The 16,876-nt window shown below is 59.1% G+C and carries 20 protein-coding genes and 1 pseudogene; 3 read left to right on the forward strand and 18 right to left on the reverse strand.

Translation table 11 applies throughout. The annotated features are described in order from the left end of the window. Nucleotides 1-21 precede the first annotated feature (21 nt). A complete protein-coding gene (locus ACTJKE_RS31360; protein WP_058326576.1) occupies nt 22-855 on the reverse strand; it encodes an IS5 family transposase in 834 nt (277 codons plus the stop codon). Nucleotides 856-1,259: 404 nt separating this feature from the next. Here ACTJKE_RS31360 and ACTJKE_RS31365 point away from each other — a divergent pair, with 404 nt between their 5' ends. Further along, nucleotides 1,260-2,021, forward strand: a complete 762-nt coding sequence (locus ACTJKE_RS31365) for a DUF1194 domain-containing protein (protein WP_058328438.1) — start codon at nt 1,260-1,262, stop codon at nt 2,019-2,021. A gap of 140 nt (nt 2,022-2,161) precedes the next feature. Here ACTJKE_RS31365 and trxC read toward each other — a convergent pair whose 3' ends face one another. From trxC to ACTJKE_RS31400, 7 genes are all read right to left on the reverse strand, one after another. Then, on the reverse strand, nt 2,162-2,623 hold the full coding sequence (gene trxC, locus ACTJKE_RS31370; protein ID WP_058328439.1) for a thioredoxin TrxC: 462 nt from the start codon (nt 2,621-2,623) through the stop codon (nt 2,162-2,164). Continuing rightward, complete coding sequence (locus ACTJKE_RS31375; RefSeq protein WP_058328440.1) at nt 2,620-3,090, reverse strand: EF-hand domain-containing protein; 471 nt, start codon at nt 3,088-3,090, stop codon at nt 2,620-2,622. The genes trxC and ACTJKE_RS31375 overlap by 4 nt, the downstream gene beginning before the upstream one ends. A gap of 148 nt (nt 3,091-3,238) precedes the next feature. Next, the gene (locus tag ACTJKE_RS31380; protein ID WP_245296184.1) at nt 3,239-3,556 is read right to left on the reverse strand and encodes a DUF302 domain-containing protein; all 318 of its coding nucleotides are present in this window, start codon (nt 3,554-3,556) and stop codon (nt 3,239-3,241) included. Nucleotides 3,557-3,663: 107 nt separating this feature from the next. After that, nucleotides 3,664-4,455, reverse strand: coding sequence for a sulfite exporter TauE/SafE family protein (locus ACTJKE_RS31385; protein ID WP_058328441.1), 792 nt, complete (start codon nt 4,453-4,455; stop codon nt 3,664-3,666). A 15-nt stretch (nt 4,456-4,470) separates the two neighbouring features. Continuing rightward, nucleotides 4,471-4,923 (reverse strand): DUF6691 family protein, encoded by a 453-nt coding sequence (locus tag ACTJKE_RS31390; RefSeq protein ID WP_058324811.1) that lies wholly within the window; start codon nt 4,921-4,923, stop codon nt 4,471-4,473. Further along, nucleotides 4,920-5,351, reverse strand: a complete 432-nt coding sequence (locus ACTJKE_RS31395) for a YeeE/YedE family protein (RefSeq protein WP_058328442.1) — start codon at nt 5,349-5,351, stop codon at nt 4,920-4,922. Before ACTJKE_RS31395 ends, ACTJKE_RS31390 begins: the two co-directional genes overlap by 4 nt. A 5-nt stretch (nt 5,352-5,356) precedes the next feature. Next, nucleotides 5,357-6,283, reverse strand: coding sequence for an MBL fold metallo-hydrolase (locus ACTJKE_RS31400; RefSeq protein WP_113514774.1), 927 nt, complete (start codon nt 6,281-6,283; stop codon nt 5,357-5,359). 120 nt (nt 6,284-6,403) lie between these two features. Here ACTJKE_RS31400 and ACTJKE_RS31405 point away from each other — a divergent pair, with 120 nt between their 5' ends. Continuing rightward, nucleotides 6,404-7,048, forward strand: a complete 645-nt coding sequence (locus tag ACTJKE_RS31405) for a peroxiredoxin (RefSeq protein WP_113514775.1) — start codon at nt 6,404-6,406, stop codon at nt 7,046-7,048. After that, the gene (locus ACTJKE_RS31410) at nt 7,045-7,467 is read left to right on the forward strand and encodes a metalloregulator ArsR/SmtB family transcription factor (RefSeq protein ID WP_113514776.1); all 423 of its coding nucleotides are present in this window, start codon (nt 7,045-7,047) and stop codon (nt 7,465-7,467) included. The genes ACTJKE_RS31405 and ACTJKE_RS31410 overlap by 4 nt, the downstream gene beginning before the upstream one ends. Before the next feature lie 563 nt (nt 7,468-8,030). On the opposite strand, the gene ACTJKE_RS31415 is transcribed toward ACTJKE_RS31410, so the two are convergent. The 10 genes and pseudogenes from ACTJKE_RS31415 to lhpI all read right to left on the reverse strand — a co-directional run bounded on the left by ACTJKE_RS31415 (nt 8,031) and on the right by lhpI (nt 16,876). Continuing rightward, nucleotides 8,031-8,462, reverse strand: coding sequence for a hypothetical protein (locus ACTJKE_RS31415; protein ID WP_058328838.1), 432 nt, complete (start codon nt 8,460-8,462; stop codon nt 8,031-8,033). After that, nucleotides 8,449-8,727 carry a type II toxin-antitoxin system Phd/YefM family antitoxin gene (locus tag ACTJKE_RS31420; RefSeq protein ID WP_058328843.1) on the reverse strand — a complete coding sequence of 93 codons (279 nt, stop codon included), beginning with the start codon at nt 8,725-8,727 and terminating at the stop codon, nt 8,449-8,451. Before ACTJKE_RS31420 ends, ACTJKE_RS31415 begins: the two co-directional genes overlap by 14 nt. A gap of 607 nt (nt 8,728-9,334) precedes the next feature. After that, the gene (locus ACTJKE_RS31425; protein WP_245296219.1) at nt 9,335-9,463 is read right to left on the reverse strand and encodes an ATP-binding cassette domain-containing protein; all 129 of its coding nucleotides are present in this window, start codon (nt 9,461-9,463) and stop codon (nt 9,335-9,337) included. 93 nt (nt 9,464-9,556) lie between these two features. Further along, a pseudogene (locus ACTJKE_RS31430) lies at nt 9,557-11,409 on the reverse strand (ABC transporter ATP-binding protein). A gap of 360 nt (nt 11,410-11,769) precedes the next feature. Beyond that, nucleotides 11,770-12,798, reverse strand: a complete 1,029-nt coding sequence (locus tag ACTJKE_RS31435) for a trans-3-hydroxy-L-proline dehydratase (RefSeq protein WP_440638938.1) — start codon at nt 12,796-12,798, stop codon at nt 11,770-11,772. Nucleotides 12,799-12,843: 45 nt separating this feature from the next. After that, a complete protein-coding gene (locus tag ACTJKE_RS31440) occupies nt 12,844-13,566 on the reverse strand; it encodes an amino acid ABC transporter ATP-binding protein (protein ID WP_440638940.1) in 723 nt (240 codons plus the stop codon). Continuing rightward, the gene (locus ACTJKE_RS31445) at nt 13,563-14,216 is read right to left on the reverse strand and encodes an amino acid ABC transporter permease (RefSeq protein ID WP_113188143.1); all 654 of its coding nucleotides are present in this window, start codon (nt 14,214-14,216) and stop codon (nt 13,563-13,565) included. Before ACTJKE_RS31445 ends, ACTJKE_RS31440 begins: the two co-directional genes overlap by 4 nt. 9 nt (nt 14,217-14,225) lie before the next feature. Beyond that, nucleotides 14,226-14,888: an amino acid ABC transporter permease gene (locus ACTJKE_RS31450; RefSeq protein ID WP_327494399.1), complete on the reverse strand. Its 663-nt coding sequence runs from the start codon at nt 14,886-14,888 to the stop codon at nt 14,226-14,228. A 117-nt stretch (nt 14,889-15,005) separates the two neighbouring features. Next, nucleotides 15,006-15,827, reverse strand: coding sequence for a transporter substrate-binding domain-containing protein (locus ACTJKE_RS31455; protein WP_440638944.1), 822 nt, complete (start codon nt 15,825-15,827; stop codon nt 15,006-15,008). A gap of 131 nt (nt 15,828-15,958) precedes the next feature. After that, a complete protein-coding gene (gene lhpI, locus ACTJKE_RS31460) occupies nt 15,959-16,876 on the reverse strand; it encodes a bifunctional Delta(1)-pyrroline-2-carboxylate/Delta(1)-piperideine-2-carboxylate reductase (RefSeq protein ID WP_440638946.1) in 918 nt (305 codons plus the stop codon).

Below are 16,876 nucleotides of genomic sequence, written 5' to 3' on the forward strand. Positions count from 1 at the left end.
AGAGGCTGACTCAAAAAGACCTCAGCAATATCTGTATCTTGCGAGCCGCCGCGTGAGGATGCGGATGTGGGCGATTGTGATCCATGCCTCGGCGGAGGCGATCGTTTTCTCCCAATCTTTGGCCAGTCTACGGCAACGACCGAGCCAGGCGAAGGTCCGTTCCACCACCCAGCGACGCGGCAGCACGGTGAAGCCCTTGCCCTTGTCGGAACGCTTGACGATTTCCATCGTCCACTGGCCGAACTTCGCCAATCTCCCCTTCAGCTTGTCGCCCGCATAGCCGCCATCGGCGAAGACATGTCGGAGCCAGGGCCAGCGGTGGCGGATTGATTTCAGGAGGCCGGATGCCCCATCACGGTCCTGAATGTCCGCGCCATGCACCACCAGGCCGACCATCAGCCCCAGCGTGTCGACAATGATGTGGCGCTTGCGCCCCTTGATCTTCTTGCCGGCGTCATAGCCCGAAATCCCGCCGCTTTCCGTGGTTTTCACGCTCTGGCTGTCGATCACGCCAGCAGACGGCGAGGCTTGCCGACCTTCCAACTCGCGCGTCTCCATCACAAGACGATGGTTGATCCCGCTCCATAAACCCGTCGCCCGCCATTCGTAGAAATAGGCCTGAACTGTCGTAAACGGCGGAAAGTCCTTTGGCAGCATTCGCCACTGACAACCCGTCGAAGCAATATAAAGCAGCGCATTCACGACCTCGCGAAGATCGGTACGACGTGGCCTGCCCAAACGCCTTGGCCCAGGTAGATAAGGCGAGATCAATCCCCATTCCCGGTCCGTCAGATCACTTGCATAACGACTCGCGCGTCGGGCATATTGCCGACGGGTGAAATCAGTCCAACCCATTGTGGTCTCCGTTCGTCCTAAGCAAACAAACAGAATCACAAATGACTGATTTCACTCAACTCTTTTTCGGTCAGGCTCTTAGGGATAACATTCCAGTCGATACATTATGCGATCCCAGACGCACAAATCGGAAACAAACACGGCACAGCGGCACACCATCTGCTTTTAGAGAATCAGCCCTTCAGTTCCGAATCTGACTGGCAGTCATGACTAATCACATTGTTTGTCACTCCCCTTGCGAATCCAGCGGCCAGCGATCTCGCAAAATCTGCGTCGCGCCGCGCGACCGACGACGTACACGATATGAAATAGTCTACCGTCTTGCCGCTTTGCGGTCAGAACGCGGGCCGATACAATAGTTCGAGCAAATGGCACCGCGTCTTCCAAGGGGGCGAGTCAAGACGATGCTCAAAGTTCTATCAGTGATCCTGGCGTTCAGCGGATTCTCGCTTCAAACAATGGCTGCCGAACCAGTTGATGTCGAACTCATGCTTGCGGTCGATGTATCAGGCTCGATGGACCTGGAAGAAGCGCATGTGCAGCGGGCCGGGTATGTTGAGGCACTGAGGCACCCGGATTTTGTGGACGCAGTTAAGGGCGGTTACCTTGGACGCATTGCCCTAGGCTATTTCGAATGGGCGGGGTTGGTAAACGAGAAATCGGTCATCGCGTGGCAGGTAATTGATGATGCGGCGGATGCCAAAGCCTTCGCGGCCAAACTCGAGGCCCGGCCAATTGGAACACGGCGGGCGACTTCCGTCTCCAACGCAATCTCCTTTGCTACGTCTCTAATCGACGGGAATGAATTTTCTGGTACGCGACGAATCTTAGATATTTCAGGCGATGGACCGAACAACACCGGACCTCCAGTGATTTCCACACGCGCTGATACTCTGGCCCGCGGCATTATCATCAACGGACTTGCCATCATGATTCGGCCCTCTGTCTCTTTCGGTCCTCTGGACCGGTACTATCGAGACTGCGTCATCGGCGGCCCCGGTTCGTTCGTGCTTGCCGTGCACGAGCCAGAGGACTTTGCCGTCGCTATCCGTCAAAAGCTAGTTATGGAAGTGAGCGGACGTTCGCCCGCTGATCGTTTTCAGCTCGCATCAGGCGAAGCGGCTACAGACTGTACGATTGGGGAAAAACTCTTACTGGCTCCCTAAAGGCACGCGTGTCAGATCCTTTGCGTTGATCAGCGTACTGGTGCAGTTTTTTGCTCCTGAACTGATGACAGAGATCACGTCCGGCACGCGCCGTCAGGCGTAGGCTGCCTTTCGATCTGTAGACCACGTGAACGCTTTTGCTAAGCGAGCGGTTGTCGCTGCTGACCATTTAAGTGGGCGCCGGTCCAGTCAACAATTTGGCGCGTGTTCATGGCGCCGGAAGTCCTGGCGAGTTCCCGCCCGCCTTGGAAAAGCAATAACGTCGGAATGCTTTGAATGCCGAGCTGGGCGGCGACCTTTTGATGCTCCTCGGAGTTGAGCTTCACCACGCGGATGCCCGGCTCCAGTATTTTCGCAGCCTCCGCAAAAGCAGGGGCCATCATCCGGCAGGGACCGCACCAGGGTGCCCAGACATCTACAAGCACGGGGATATCGCTGCGACTGATCTGATCTGTGAGCATTTCTGCGTTTGCGTCCACTGGACGTCCGACGAACAGCCCTTGCTTGCAGACACCGCACTTAGCCGACCCCGCGTCACGGTTTGCCGTTAGCCGGTTCACCGCGGCGCAATGGGGACATACAACATGCCTGCTCGCACTCACATCAAATTCCTGTGCTGAGCGCGAAATTCCCAGGGCGTGACCCTTCCATCCTTGTCGGTATCGGCCGCTTCAAAGCGAGCCTTGCCGGCCGCCATGAACTCCGCCTTGCTGACCTTGCCGTTCTTGTCGTGGTCCATTTGAGCGAACCGGGTCTTCTTTCGTTCCTGCATGACCTTCTGCCGCGCTTCGTTAAAGCCTCGTCCAGGGCCCATACGCACACTCAAATATTCGTCCTCGGTCAACTCACCGTCGTCACCGTCCATCGCGGCGAACACCAATTCCACCTGGGCGGCCGCTTCGTCATCGCTGATCATACCGTCGTCATTGGTATCGATAGCACCGAGACGCTGCATCATTCCAGGACCAAGCCCCTGTCCCAAACCCCATCGCGGCCCGGCGTCGTCGGCGAGCGCTTGCCCTGACCACATCCCAACGGTCATCAGTACAATCATGGAGGCCTTGAACATCGCTGTGCTCCTGCTGAGTGAGCATCAATGATAAGTCGCTGGCCAACATTGGGTCATTGATCGGCATCAAATGCGCGAGCCGACGTCTCTGGCCGACACCTAGTGGCTCTGATTTTCTTTGCGTCATGATTGTGAGCGAGACGACCGGTCAAAGTCCCTCGACGACGCTCTCCAGCATCGACCGCACTCGCTTGGCGGTCTCCAAAAGCGATGGATTGCCGATCGCTTGCATCGAGGCGACAGGATCAATGGCGGCGACCTCGATCTTGCGGTCTCCAGCATCCTGTATAATGACGTTGCACGGCAACATCGTACCGACCTTCTCCTCGATGTTGAGCGCCTCATACGCCATGCGCGGGTTGCAGGCGCCGAGGATCCGGTAAGCACGGAAGTCCACGTCGATCTTCTTCTTCAGCGTCTCCTTGACGTCGATTTCGGTGATGATGCCAAAACCGACAGCCTTCAAGGCGCCTGTCGTTCGCTGTACCGCTTTGTCAAAGCCGCATGCCAACGTTCGGTTTTCGTTGGAGCGTTTCAGCCTGCTTCGAAATGATCTCCTCGGTCGGCGTGGGATCAAGACGCCGTAATCTGGCCCACGCCCCTGTAGATCATGTAGCCAGCGACTACGAAGATCAGTGAAGCGAACAATCTATTGAGCACGCCTTTCCTGGCCGAAAGATGTGCCGCGACGAATGCGCCAAGGGTCCCGCCTGCGACACCGCCGAGGATGAAGACCGCTGCCAGCGCCCGGTCGACATAGCCGGAAAAGGCGTAGTTCAGGGCCGTCGTCAGCCCAAGTGCGGTGACGGCGACGAGGGAGGAGCCGATGGCATTGATGATCGGCATGCCTGTTGCCGCAATGAGCCCGGGGACGATGAGGAACCCCCCGCCAATCCCGAAGAAACCTGATAGAATGCCGGTCATGCCGCCAAAACCCAAGACTTTAGAGGCATTCTCGGGATTGCATTGGGCTCCCGGATTGCCTTCGGCATCCCCTCGTTTGAACATTAGGGCGCCGATGACCAGCATCAGGAGGGCGAACAGTATCAGCAAGTGCTGGCCGCTGACCATCTTGCCGAGCGTTGAACCGAGGAACGCTCCGGCGATTCCGGCGGCACTGTAGACGGCGGCACAACGCCATTTGACGTTGCCGAGGCGCGCGTGAGCGACAAGGTTCGTGAAGGCATTGGCGGCAACCGCGAGCGCGCTGGTACCGATCGCCAGATGCGCGCTCGGTACGCCGACCAGATAGACCATCAGCGGGACGGCGAGTATCGAACCGCCGCCGCCAAACAGGCCGAGAGTGAAGCCAACCAGGACACCGGACAGCCCGCCGAGAAAATATTGTAGAGGATCGAGATACATGGATGTTCCGTCGAGCTAGGCTTTAGTGCTGGCTGAAGAGCTGGTTTTCAACATGCCGCCGAGCGAAACGCGATAGGCCGCCATGCCGAGCAACATCGCCGCAACGAACACCGCGGCCTCCCATCGGCCGGTCGACAATGCGGCGATCGCCGGACCGGGGCAGAGCCCCACCAATCCCCAACCGAGCCCGAAAAGGGCCGCGCCAGTCGCCAGCTTCCAGTCGATCGAGGCATTTTCTGGTACATGGAAGCGGCTGTCGAGCAGTGGTGCCGCGCGGCGACCGCGGATGATGTAGGCGGCGGCGGAGGGGATGAGGGCACCCCCCATTACAAACGCCAGCGATGGATCCCAGTTGCCGGCGACATCGAGGAAGGCCAGCACACGTGCGGGGTTGATCATGTCGGAGATCACCAGCCCCGCCCCAAAGATGAGGCCGCAGAGGATGGATGCCAGGACACGAGCGATCATAATTGACCTCCCAGATGATGGCGGGTCACGAAGACGGTAATGCCTGCTACGGCCATGAAGATTGCTGTTGCAGCGAGCGAACGTCGCGAAAGACGTGCGATCCCGCAAACGCCGTGACCGCTCGTGCATCCGGATCCGAGCCGTGTGCCGTAACCGACGATCAGTCCTGCAGCGATCAGCAACGGGGGCGAGGAGGTGATGGCGATGTGGGGTTCTCGAACAAGGAGGGACGTGAACCAGGCGCCGGCGACGATGCCTGCGAGAAAGCCCAGTCCCAACTTGTTGATCCCGCCACCTGTCAGGCCCGCCGCCGCGGCCGTAAGACCGGAAACTCCGGCGATCCGTCCGTTTAGCAGAAGGTAAAGGCCCGCCGACAGGCCGATTAGAAGGCCGCCGGCTAATGGCCAATGATAGTTGATCTCACTCATCGCTGTCACAACCTGTTCACGGGGATTTTAAGATAGTGCACGCCATTGTCTTCTGCGGGTGGCAACCGGCCGCCGCGCATGTTGATCTGCACTGAAGGTAAGATCAGGTTCGGCATCGAAAGCGTCGCGTCCCGCTCGGTCCGCATCTTGACGAACGCATCTTCGCCAATGCCGTCGTGCACATGAACGTTTCCGGTCCGTTCTGCACTCACGGTGGTCTCCCAAGCAAATTCCTCGCGGCCTGGCGCCTTGTAGTCGTGACACATGAACATGCGGGTTTCGCCCGGCAGGCGCATCAGTCTCTGGATCGACCGATAGAGTTGACGAGCATCGCCGCCCGGAAAGTCGCAGCGTGCCGTGCCATAGTCGGGCATGAACAGCGTGTCGCCAGGGAATATGGCGTCGCCGATGATGTAGGCGAGGCAGGCGGGGGTGTGTCCCGGTACGTGCAAGACCGTTGCCTCGAGATCGCCAATCTTGAACCGGTCACCATCTTGGAAGAGCTGATCGAATTGGCTGCCGTCCCGCTGGAACTCCGAGCCGGCATTGAAGATCTTGCCGAAGACCTCCTGCACCCGGATAATCTCGCGGCCAATCGCGAGCGCGCCCCCGAGCTCGGCCTGCAGTAGCGGAGCTGCCGACAGGTGATCTGCATGGGCATGCGTCTCCAGAAGCCACTGTACCTCAAGACTTTCGGATTTTACGTAATTAATGAGCACCCGTGCTGAGTCATTCATTGTCCGCCCGGAGGCGGGATCGTAATCGAGCACACTGTCGATAATGGCACAGGCGTTCGATCCCGGATCGCGAACGACGTGGCTGACGGTGAACGTTGCGGGGTCGAAGAATGACTTTATTACCGGCCTCTTCATGGGTTCGTCTTGGGCGGCGAGGATAGTTTCGCGCGCGTGAGTGAATGCGGTATCCGTCATGACTGATCTCCTGGTTGATCATTTAGGTATATATTTACATTAAATATGCAAGTGTGTATATCGTGGAATTGCGATGGCTTCTGAGCTATAGGCGGACAGGTACCGGTCAGGAGATTTGGAATGAACGACACCGATTCAGGAACTGAGGCGCGCACTCTCAGGATCAACGATCACGCGCCCGGCTTCTCGGCTCGATCGACGGCGGGAGAGGTGTCGCTTGCCAGTTATCGAGGCCGCTGGGTTTTGTTCTTTTCGCATCCGGCCGATTTCACTCCGGTTTGCACGAGTGAATTCATCGCCTTTGCGCGTGCAAAGGAACATTTTGCCGCATGCGGATGCGACCTCTTGGGTCTATCGGTCGACGGCCTCTATTCGCATCTTGCCTGGTTGCGCGATATCGAGCGGAGCTTCGGCGTCAAGGTGGACTTCCCGCTTATCGAGGATCCGTCGATGGCGATTGCGCAAGCCTATGGCATGCTCGACAGTGCGGCGCCGAGCAGCGCAACCGTCAGGGCCACCTATGTCATCGATCCTGAAGGCGTTATCCGCGCTATCGTCTGGTATCCCACGAATATAGGTCGATCCGTGGACGAACTTTTGCGCCTTGTCGAAGCCTTGCAGGTATCTCAGCGCGAAGGCGCCTCCACGCCAGAGGGTTGGTGTTCCGGCGACCCACTGTTATTGCAGCCGGCAACGACCCTGGAGGAGGCGGAAGCGGCCAATGGGTCGACGGGCGCTTGGTATTATAGGGAGCGGATCGCATGAGCGGGAAAGACATTCCCATCGAAACGCTGCAGAACAAGGCCACCGAGGCCGCCGAATTCATGCGGTTGTTCAGCGCGCCAAGCCGGCTGATGCTGCTTTGCCACATCGCTCAGCAGGAGCGGTCGGTCGGCGACATCCAGAACGACCTTGGGCTGAAGCAGCCGGCACTCTCGCAACAACTTGCGGAGCTGCGCCAGGCGGGCCTGGTCAAGACGCGTCGGGAGTCGCGCACGATCTTCTACTCCGTCGCCGATGAAAGGGTCGAAGCGGTCATGGACCTGCTGTTGAGTCTCTTCTGCGGCGCTGACCGCCATATAAAATCGCGAGACGGCCAACATGCGCCTGCTTTATCGTCGTCCAGCGCCCTCAAGTCAAATATCGGGGAAGCGGCGCACTTCGCACGATTGGATCCGGTTTGATAGACCCTCAACGGCGTCGAAGAGGCCGTCACCCCGCAACTCCAATGACCGCACCTAGCAAGCAGAGTCATGCAAATTCGCACGACACAACGCCGCCAAGCGATCGCCGTCGCAGTCGGAAGCCGGGCTTGCCTCTTTGGACCTCTCAGACGACAGCAGCGAGGCCGAGGATAATACCGCCTGAAATTCGCGGGAACCAGGCTCCCGCCCAAAGGCTGGTTCAGCCTCTCGAAGCTCGAACGCTCCGCCAACGCAGCCAATGGCATGACGAAACAAGAAATCGAGCTCTGTGTGATACAGGCAGAGGCGATTGTCGCCGCCAAAAACCACGCCTAGCCTTTGCCGTCCAGGGCATTCCACTCGATACATTATGCGATCTGCTTGGCCCAGACCGTGAACATACGCGCAACGAGCCTTTGCCAGGTTTGATCTGCCCTTCGGCTTGACGGTTGCTTTACGGGAGTTCGGCGCAAGATGCTGGCGAACCGCATGATTGCCGTCCCGTCTTTTCGGGACCGTCATGCGATGCGCCATTTTGCAGAAATTGCCGGAACAAATCGCTTTTAGGAACTACGCGGGGTCGCCTGATGTCTTTGGCTGCGCGCCAGCCCGACAAAACGACGCTTCACCTCTTCGAACAGGGCCGGAGGCAACGGGCCGTGGTAGCCGCTTTCCGTGTCGAGCGGTCGGACGTCCGGCCCTGGCCAGGCAAAGCGGTTGCTCTCCGTCAAAACAATCCAGGAGCGTTCGTCATCCAACCCCAATCGACGCTTTGTCGCCGGCGGAATCTCGACGGCATCGGCCGGGTCGGAGGGTAGCGTATGCGTGATCGGAAGGACCCGGACCACCGGCGTTCCATCTTCCAAGGTGGCAACGATGGCAAGAACGAGCGCCGGGCGATCCTTGTCCCCCTCTTCTCGTCCTTCCAAATGCTGCCAGTGCCAGAGATAGGAATAGCGGAAGACCCAGCCGACTTTCGGCTCAGCTGGCAGCATTCTTGTCCTTCGTCAATTCGGCGTTGAGATGGTCAAGTCCGGGATCCATCGTGGATTTTTCGACTGCGGCGAGTTCGTCGGCATCCAACGCGCTCGTCAGCTCGACGTGGCGCTCGCGCCGCGTCAATCGAAGATAGTCCTCATAGGCGATCAAAACCGTGCGCGGTCGGCCGTTCTTAGTGATAATTAACGGCTCGCGCACGGCCGCGTCCTGATAGGCTCCAAAATTCTTGGAGACCGCAGCGGCGGTTACGGTGGATGTCATCATGCACCTCCATTTTTCCGTAAAATACGTACTTTACGGAATATTACAAGATGCCAACGTCACCAAGAGCTTGAATCGGGCCGTAAGAAAGAAGCGCGGTCGGCCCGATTGGGTGCGGGTTCGAGTCTGCCGGGCCCACCATATCAGCATGCTGGTCGCCAAACGGCCGTTGCTTGACGCAGCACCTGGATAACGAATGTTCAATGCAGCCAAAAGAAGCTTTCAGTTATAGCGGCTCCCCCAAGCCTCGCTTCACGACGTAGGAGACCGCCTCGTTCAGCGATAACTCTGACGTGTCTAGGACTTGACAGTCCCTGCCCAAAGCTTCCCGTCGCAGGTATTCCGCCCACCTTATCGTGTTGGCGCTTGCGAGTTCAGGTTGCTGCCGGTCAACCGTTAGCCGCCTGATTCGCGTTGCATCATCGCAGTCCACGAGAATCGGCAAATAATCATCCCGCGGCCGAGGCGCCTTCCTCAAGGAATGAAAGGCGAGTTTGGCCTTCGAGGATAACCATTCGTCGCGTGTCCGCAATTTGAGCGAGGCGGATCATCCATTCGATGGTCTTGGCGCGTTGCCAACCTTCGACTGATCCATGGTCGACGACCATTACGGCACTTGGTACTCCAATGCTGTCAAAAACAGCACGTCGACAGCATCTTGAAAGCGCTCCGCGATTGCCTTGGCAATCGTGGTCTTTCCGGAACCGGATGCACCTACCAACACAACAACTGGCATGCTTCCCCCTGCCGCTTAGCGACGTTCTAGAAAGTGATTGCATCCCTCACCGTGAACGGAACCAAGCCAGGGGTGCTGTGCCCAGAATGGCACCTACTCCAGTTCTTCTGGTATGAAGCCACCTGTCTGCCGCTTCCAAAGACGGGCATAGAGCCCGTCTCGCTCCAGAAGCGCATCCGGCGTGCCTTCCTCAATGATCTGACCACGATCCAGGACGATGATCCTGTCCATCCTTGCGATTGTCGACAGGCGGTGGGCGATCGCAATCACAGTCTTACCCTCCATCAGCAGATTGAGCTTTTCCTGGATCGCTGCCTCGGCCTCGCTATCGAGGGCGGACGTTGCCTCGTCGAGAATCAGAATTGGCGCATTCTTCAGCAGCACCCGCGCGATCGAAACACGCTGCCGCTGACCTCCCGAAAGCTTGATGCCACGATCGCCGGCGAACGCCTCATAAGCTTTTCGCCCCTCGCCATCGGTCAGTTCGGCGATGAAGGCATCGGCTTGCGCCGCCCTTGCGGCCTGCTCAATCTCTGTCTGGCTTGCTTCGGGGCGGCCATACCGGATGTTGTCGCCGACCGACCGGTGCAAGAGCGCGACATCCTGGGCGATGACCCCAATGTTTCGCCGCAGACTGGCCTGACTCACGGCGCGAATGTCTTGACCGTCGATCTCGATGCTGCCCTCCTGGATGTCGTAGAAACGTAGCAGCAGACTGACGAGCGTCGTCTTTCCGGCGCCGGAAAGGCCTATCAACCCCACCTTTTCACCCGGGTGGACCGTCAGCGACAAGCCATCGATAACCGGCCGGTTCGACTTATAAGCAAAGCGGACGTTCTCGAAACGAATTTCGCCGTGCTGGACAACAAGCTTCGTCGCACCCTGCCGATCGGTCACGGTCGGCGGCGTGGTCATCACAGGCATCGCATCTTTGATCGTGCCCAGCGCCTTGAAGACCTGCTGCCCCATCTGCAGGAAGGTGAAGGAATTCGCCGAAAGCCTCTGGAGAATATAGACGGTCGCGACGAAATCACCGACAGTCAAAGAGCTGTCGAAAGGCCCCCAAAAGCCGATCCCCAGCATGGCGAGCCAGAGCAGCATATTGAGGCTGATGACGACGAGTTCCGTGGTCCTGTAGATGCGCTGCTCGTGGTGAAGCGTAGCGACGGCCTTCGACATGATCTTGCGGAGTGCACCTGCCTCGCTATCTTCGGCCGCGAACTGTTGACCATCTGGATGTTGCCATAGATGTCGGTCATCGCGCCGGACACCAGACTGTTCTGCTTCGCCGAGCGGCGCGCGCGCTCTGTGAAGTCGGGTACGACCTTCATCGTGAAGAGCACGTTTACGACTACCCAGATGACCACTGGTACCGCCAACTGCCACGAGAGGGTAAACAGGAGCAGGACCGAGCCGACGATCTGAAGCAGGAAGCGAGGCGCTGTCTGAAAGGCGATCAGGATCTGCTGCTGAACGGCATTGGCGACCTGGTTGAGATGCGATGCCACCTGCCCGGCAAACAAGTCGTGGAAGAACGCGAGGTCCTGCCCTTCGATGGCCTTATGTCCCTGCCACTGTATGGCGATTGGCAGACTGATGCCGATCGTATGCGAGTTCAGAATGTTGGTGATGTAGAAAAAGACCGGCATCACCGGAAAGATCAAAAAGGCCAAGAACGCCAAAAGCCAGAAACGGTTCTCAACGAAGTGTTCGACGCCCTCTGTCGCCACGCCGTCAACGATCACCGACAGCCCCCAGATGATCGTCAGATTGATGGCTTCCACCGCCATCGACGTCAACGCCATCGCAACCACGACGCCACGAAACATCCGGATGAAATGCAGAAGCACCGCACCTGGCCCGTTGGTCGGCAGTGGCTGATAGGGGATATCCAGCGGTCGGATCAGCGTTTCGAAAGGGCGGTAGATCGCATCTGAAATCGACATGAGAAGCTCGGTTTGATTGTCAAAGGACGGCACACCATTACTTGCCGCGCATAACAACATCTTCCGGTTGCAATCTCAACCAATCCCTTTGACTGGCATGCCCTCCACGTGTTTCGAGGTGATTGCCTCGGGAAGCCAAGCACCTTCCTCCTTAAGACCGCCCGCCTTGTCCATGACGGGAATCGCAGCTCGACAACCACGGCGCCAGTCGCACCCTTCCAGACGATACATTATGCGATCCTAAACGCACAAAACCGGAACGTATGGAGATCGTAGGCTGAGATCCGTAGGAACCCTGGCCAGCGCGCCTGATTGGCCGCGGCGGGACGATGTCGGTTGGCCGCAATCTGCGCAAGGATATCAGCCATCCATGGGCCAGGTATCGGAGACCCGATAGCCTCCCTGGAACGGATCGGTGGGATCGACCATCAGCTGCTTCGTGCCGACGATCCAGGCGCGGCCCGAAAGGGTCGGGCGAATTGCTGGCATACCGTTGAGCTCAACCGTCTCGTCGATGCTGCAATGGAACTCGCTGTCGAGCAGCGAGATACCGACGAACCTGTCGCCGGCCTTCATCAACCCCTTGGCATGGAGAACGGCCATACGGGCGGAGCAGCCCGTGCCGCAAGGCGAACGGTCGACCTTACCTGGACGAATCGAAACGGCGTTCTTGCCATGCAGGACGCCGTCCTTGACAAACACCGGATCGGTCATCTGACAGAAAGAGATCCCACTCCAGCCGTTTGTCGGATGCTTGAAACCGATCTGCTCGTCGGCAGCCTCCGTGATTTTCACGCCCAACCGTGCAATGTCGCGCGCCTGATCGGGGCGGAGTTTCAAACCGAGCGCCGCGGCGTCGACAATGACGAAGCTGTCGCCGCCATAGGCAGTGTCGACGGTGACCGTTCCGATCCCCTCCACCTCGAGCTTCACGTCAAGCTTGTCGGCAAACGAAGGTACGTTGCGCACGCGGATGCGCTCTGCCTTGCCGTTTCGGCATTCCGCCTCGACATCGATCAGGCCGCCAGGGGCTTCCAGGGTGAGATGCGTGAGCGGCTCCTGCATTGGGATGATACCGGTGTCGAGCAGGACCGTTGAGACGCACATCGAATTTGAACCGGACATGGGCGGCGTGTCAGCGGGCTCCATGATGATCCAGCCCATCTGCGCCTTCGGGTCCTTGGGCGGCACCAGCAGGTTGACGTGGCGGAAGACGCCGCCGCGCGGCTCGTTGAGGACGAAATTGCGCAGGGTTTCATCCTCGGCGATCCAGCGCGCTTGATCCCAGATGGTCTCCCCCGGCGGCGGTGCTACGCCGCCGACGATGACGTCACCGACTTCTCCCTCGGCGTGGCAGCTGACGACATGGACGATTTTGGATGAGCGCAATTTCAAATTCCTCGATTGCTTGAGTGTCCGGTTTGTCAGCGGTTTTCACGTGGACGACTTCAGAAATGCCGCCGTTTCCGGCTTCTCTGGGCTCTCGAAGATCTGTTCCGGCGTCCCTATCTCGTGAATGCGCCCCTCGCGGAAGAACGCAACGCGATCCGACACTTCGCGGGCAAAGCGCATCTCGTGGGTGACGACGATCATCGTCATGCCCTCCTTCGAAAGCATGCGCATCGTGTCAAGCACCTCACCGACAAGCTGCGGATCAAGCGCCGAGGTAACCTCGTCGAACAGCATGTAGTCCGGCGACATCGCAAGTGCCCTTGCGATCGCCATACGCTGCTGCTGGCCGCCGGAAAGCCGGGAGGGAAACACGCCGATCTTTTCCTTCAAGCCGACATGCGAGAGCTGCTCGATCGCGATCGCTTCCGCCTCCTCCCGGGACTTGCCGAGGACCTTTCTCGGAGCAAGCGTCACGTTTTCCAGCACCGTCAGGTGCGGAAAGGCGTTCCACTGCTGAAAGACGATGCCGATGCGACGGCGAAGCTTGTTGAGGTCGGTCGCCTTGGCGTGAACCTCGACGCCATCAACCGTGATCCGGCCCTGCTGAATGCCCTCAAGGCCGTTGATGCACATCAGCATGGTCGACTTGCCGGAACCGGAACCGCCGATCATCGACAGGACTTCTCCCTTTTGGACCGACAGATCGACGCCTTTCAGCACATGCAGCGCGCCGAATTGTTTGTGAACGTTCTCAATGGCAATCATTGCGTGCCCCATTTCTTCTCAAGTTGATTGCCGAGCCTGGCGATTGGAAAGCTCATCACGAAGTAGATCAGCCCGGTAATGCCGAGAATCAGCAGCGGCTCCTGAACCCGCGACGTGACGATCTGTGAACTGCGCAGGAGCTCGACGATGCCGATCCACAGCACGAGCGCCGTGTCTTTCATCACGCCGAGCGTGAGCCCGATCCAGCTTGGAAAGACGACACGGGTGGCGATCGGCAGCGTGATCGACGTCAATTCCTGTCGCCAGCTGAGGCCGAGAGACCGGGCCGCCCGGCGCGTCGTCTGCGGGACAGCGCCGACACCGCTTCTGACGATCTCGGTGCAGAAGGCGGACGCGTAGATCCCCAGGCATATGCACCCGACGGTGAAGGTCGGCCAGTTCAACTTCAGCATGCTGTTGAACGAATTGAACAGCACGAGCTGGATAAGCAGCGGTACCGACCGGAAAACGTCGAGGACGGCGCCGAGCGAATTGCCGATCCACCCGGGCGCGCTGGCCCGGACAAGACCGAAGAGAACGCCAAGAACCGTGCCGATGACGACGGCGACAAGGGTGATTGAAAGCGTGGTCACGGCCCCTGACAACAAGAACAGGAAGTCGCCCCACGAAAATGATCCACCGAAATACATCGTGGCCTCCTAGTATCGGAACAGGCGCCAGGCCACGACGCGCGCCGACAGCGTGAAGGCCTTGGAAATGAGGTAGTAAAGGCATGCGGCGACGAAGAAATACTCGAAGGTCCGGTAGGTCACGACGTTGAGTTCCTGCGTGACGCCAGTGAGGTCGGTGGTCAGGCCGACAATGACGCCAAGCGAGCTCATCAGGACGGACCACACCATCTGGTTGGTCATGGCGTGGAAAACCGCGCGCAGCATCTGCGGGATGACGATATGCCACTGGGTCTGCACTGCCCCCATGCCAAGGGAGCGTGCCGCTCGCGTTTGCGTCTCGGGAACGGCTGCGAAGCCGCCACGGAACGTCTCGGCGAGATAACCGGCATTGTTGAACGTTATGCCCAGCAACAGCGCGGCATAGGATCCGACTTGCAGGCCGAGCGAGCCCAGGCCAAAAAAGAGCATGTAGATCTGGAAGAGCGCCGGTGTGTTTCTGGCGGTCTCGATCCACATGTCAGCCGGCAAGGACAGGTACGTTTTACCGGATCGTTTGGCGAGAGCGAGGAAGATTGCGAGGATTGTTCCGAGCAGCATGGCGAGGCCCGCGATCTCGATCGTCTGCAGAGCGCCCCACAGCATCTCGGGAAGCGAGCGCAGGACCGGCCTCCACTGAAATTGATAGTCCATTTGCGACCTCATTCTCTGCAAGCGCCAGCCGGTTGCAGCCATGCGCACAAAGAGGAATTCACGGAGGCACCCGATCGATCGTGATCGGGCGCCATCGTCAGATGAAACAGATCGTCGTTAGCGATAGGCGCCTGGAACGGTGAGATCGGGCGCTGCGCCGACGTCATCTCCGATCCACTTCTTGTAAAGTTCGGCGTAACGGCCAGAGCGTACCTGGCGGTTCAGGAACAGGTTGACGTAGTTGAGCCAGCCCTGTTCCTGGCGCTTGACGATCAGCGCGCAGTAGTCGGCATCAACAGGCGCAGGACCGACGACCTTCAAGCCCGGATACTTGCCGGATTCGATGATCGCCGCTGCAATCGTGGAGGTCGTGTAGGTCGCGTCGATACGCTTCTGACCGAGCGCCAGAAACGTGTCCGACTGGGTCTGGAACGTCAGCATCTTCGACGCGGGGTCGTTCTTCTTCTCGACTTCCTTGGCGAGCGCGAGCGTCTCATAGGCGCCGGCCGGACCGCCGACCGTGTGCCCCTTGATGTCGTCAGGCGCCTTGATGCCCGAATCCTCGCGCGCCAGGACGATGGTCTCGAACACGAAATAGGGGATCGAGAAGCCAACGGTCTTTGCGCGCTCCAGCGTATCGGAGGCAACGGCGACCGCGACGTCGGCGCGCCCCGACAGGATCGCCGGGATGCGGTCGTTTTCCGGCGTATCGACGATCTCGACCTCAACGCCGAGCGCTTTGCCGAGGTCATTGCAATAGTCGACGTCGAAGCCGATCGGATTGTTGTCAGCGTCGCGCGAACCGTTCGGCGGGAAGTCGAGCTGCACCGCGCAGCGAAGCTTGCCGGCGCTGATGATGTCGTCGAGCTGGTCTGCCCGGGCAGTTGTACCGCAGATCGCTGCAGCGGCGAAAGCCATGAGCGGGATGAGTTTCTTCATTTCCAGTTCCTCTCTTTGTTGTGATTTTCGAATATCGGCTATCGTATACGATTTTTGCGATGGACTCTTTGGCCGCAAAAAAGAGCCGGGCTCGACCGCATCAGGATATCGTATACGATAGTCTATCGGAGTCAACGTGGCTCAGTCGCGCCTGCATCAATCGCGTTGCGGGCCACGCGACACGCCGCGAGGTCCCACGCAGCACAACCGACGCTCTTGAAGAAAACCGGCCCGTCAAGGCTTACCCTCCCCTGCAGCACATCGCCGAGCGAGATCACGCGGGACCAGTCGACGCCGGCCTGAATGAGGTCGCCGGCTTCGTGGCGTGCTCCAGCCGGGTCATCGACAATGGCAGTGCTCGCCAGCACGGTCTCGCGGCCGACCTCGGCGGCCTCAGGCGTGAACGCGCCCACACCGACAACGAGCCGATCCTTGGTCGCCGCCTCCGCGTAGACGGGCACCTTGCTCGTGGTCAGCGTGACGACAACGTCGACGCCGGACCAATTGCGATCCGTGAACGGTTGCACACCGGAGGCAGAGTGCCTGGCGCAAAACCGCGCTTCCTCCTCTCGGGATATTCCCGCGACGACGAGCTCGGCCGCTGGAAAATACGCCGAAAATGCTTGCGCATGGGTCGACGCCTGTTTTCCCGTACCGACGATGGCGATACGTTTGGGCGGCGCTGCCCGAAGCCGGCTGATCGCAAACAGCGTTATCGCCGCCGTCCTTCGACCGGTCACCGTCGGACCGTCGAGGGCAAACAGGGAAACCCCGGTCACCGCGTCATAGGCAACGACTTCGCCGTTGATCGTCGGCAGATCCAGGGAAAAATTCCCGGGGCATACGTTGACCAGCTTGTGGCTAGCGATGTCCTCCGAGCTCGCCGGCATGGAAAGCATCACGCCGCCGTCCGCCAGGGGAATGACCAGCCGCTCCGGGCTTGCGATCTTTCCTGCCGTATACTCCGCCACGGTTCTTTCCAGCTCTCCCACGAGCAAGTCGAAGGAAAGCAAGGATTCCGTGGCCTCTGGGTCGAACCTCTTGATCAT

The sequence above is a fragment of the Ensifer sp. 22521 genome, assembly GCF_052044795.1.
In the GTDB taxonomy this organism is placed as follows: domain Bacteria; phylum Pseudomonadota; class Alphaproteobacteria; order Rhizobiales; family Rhizobiaceae; genus Ensifer.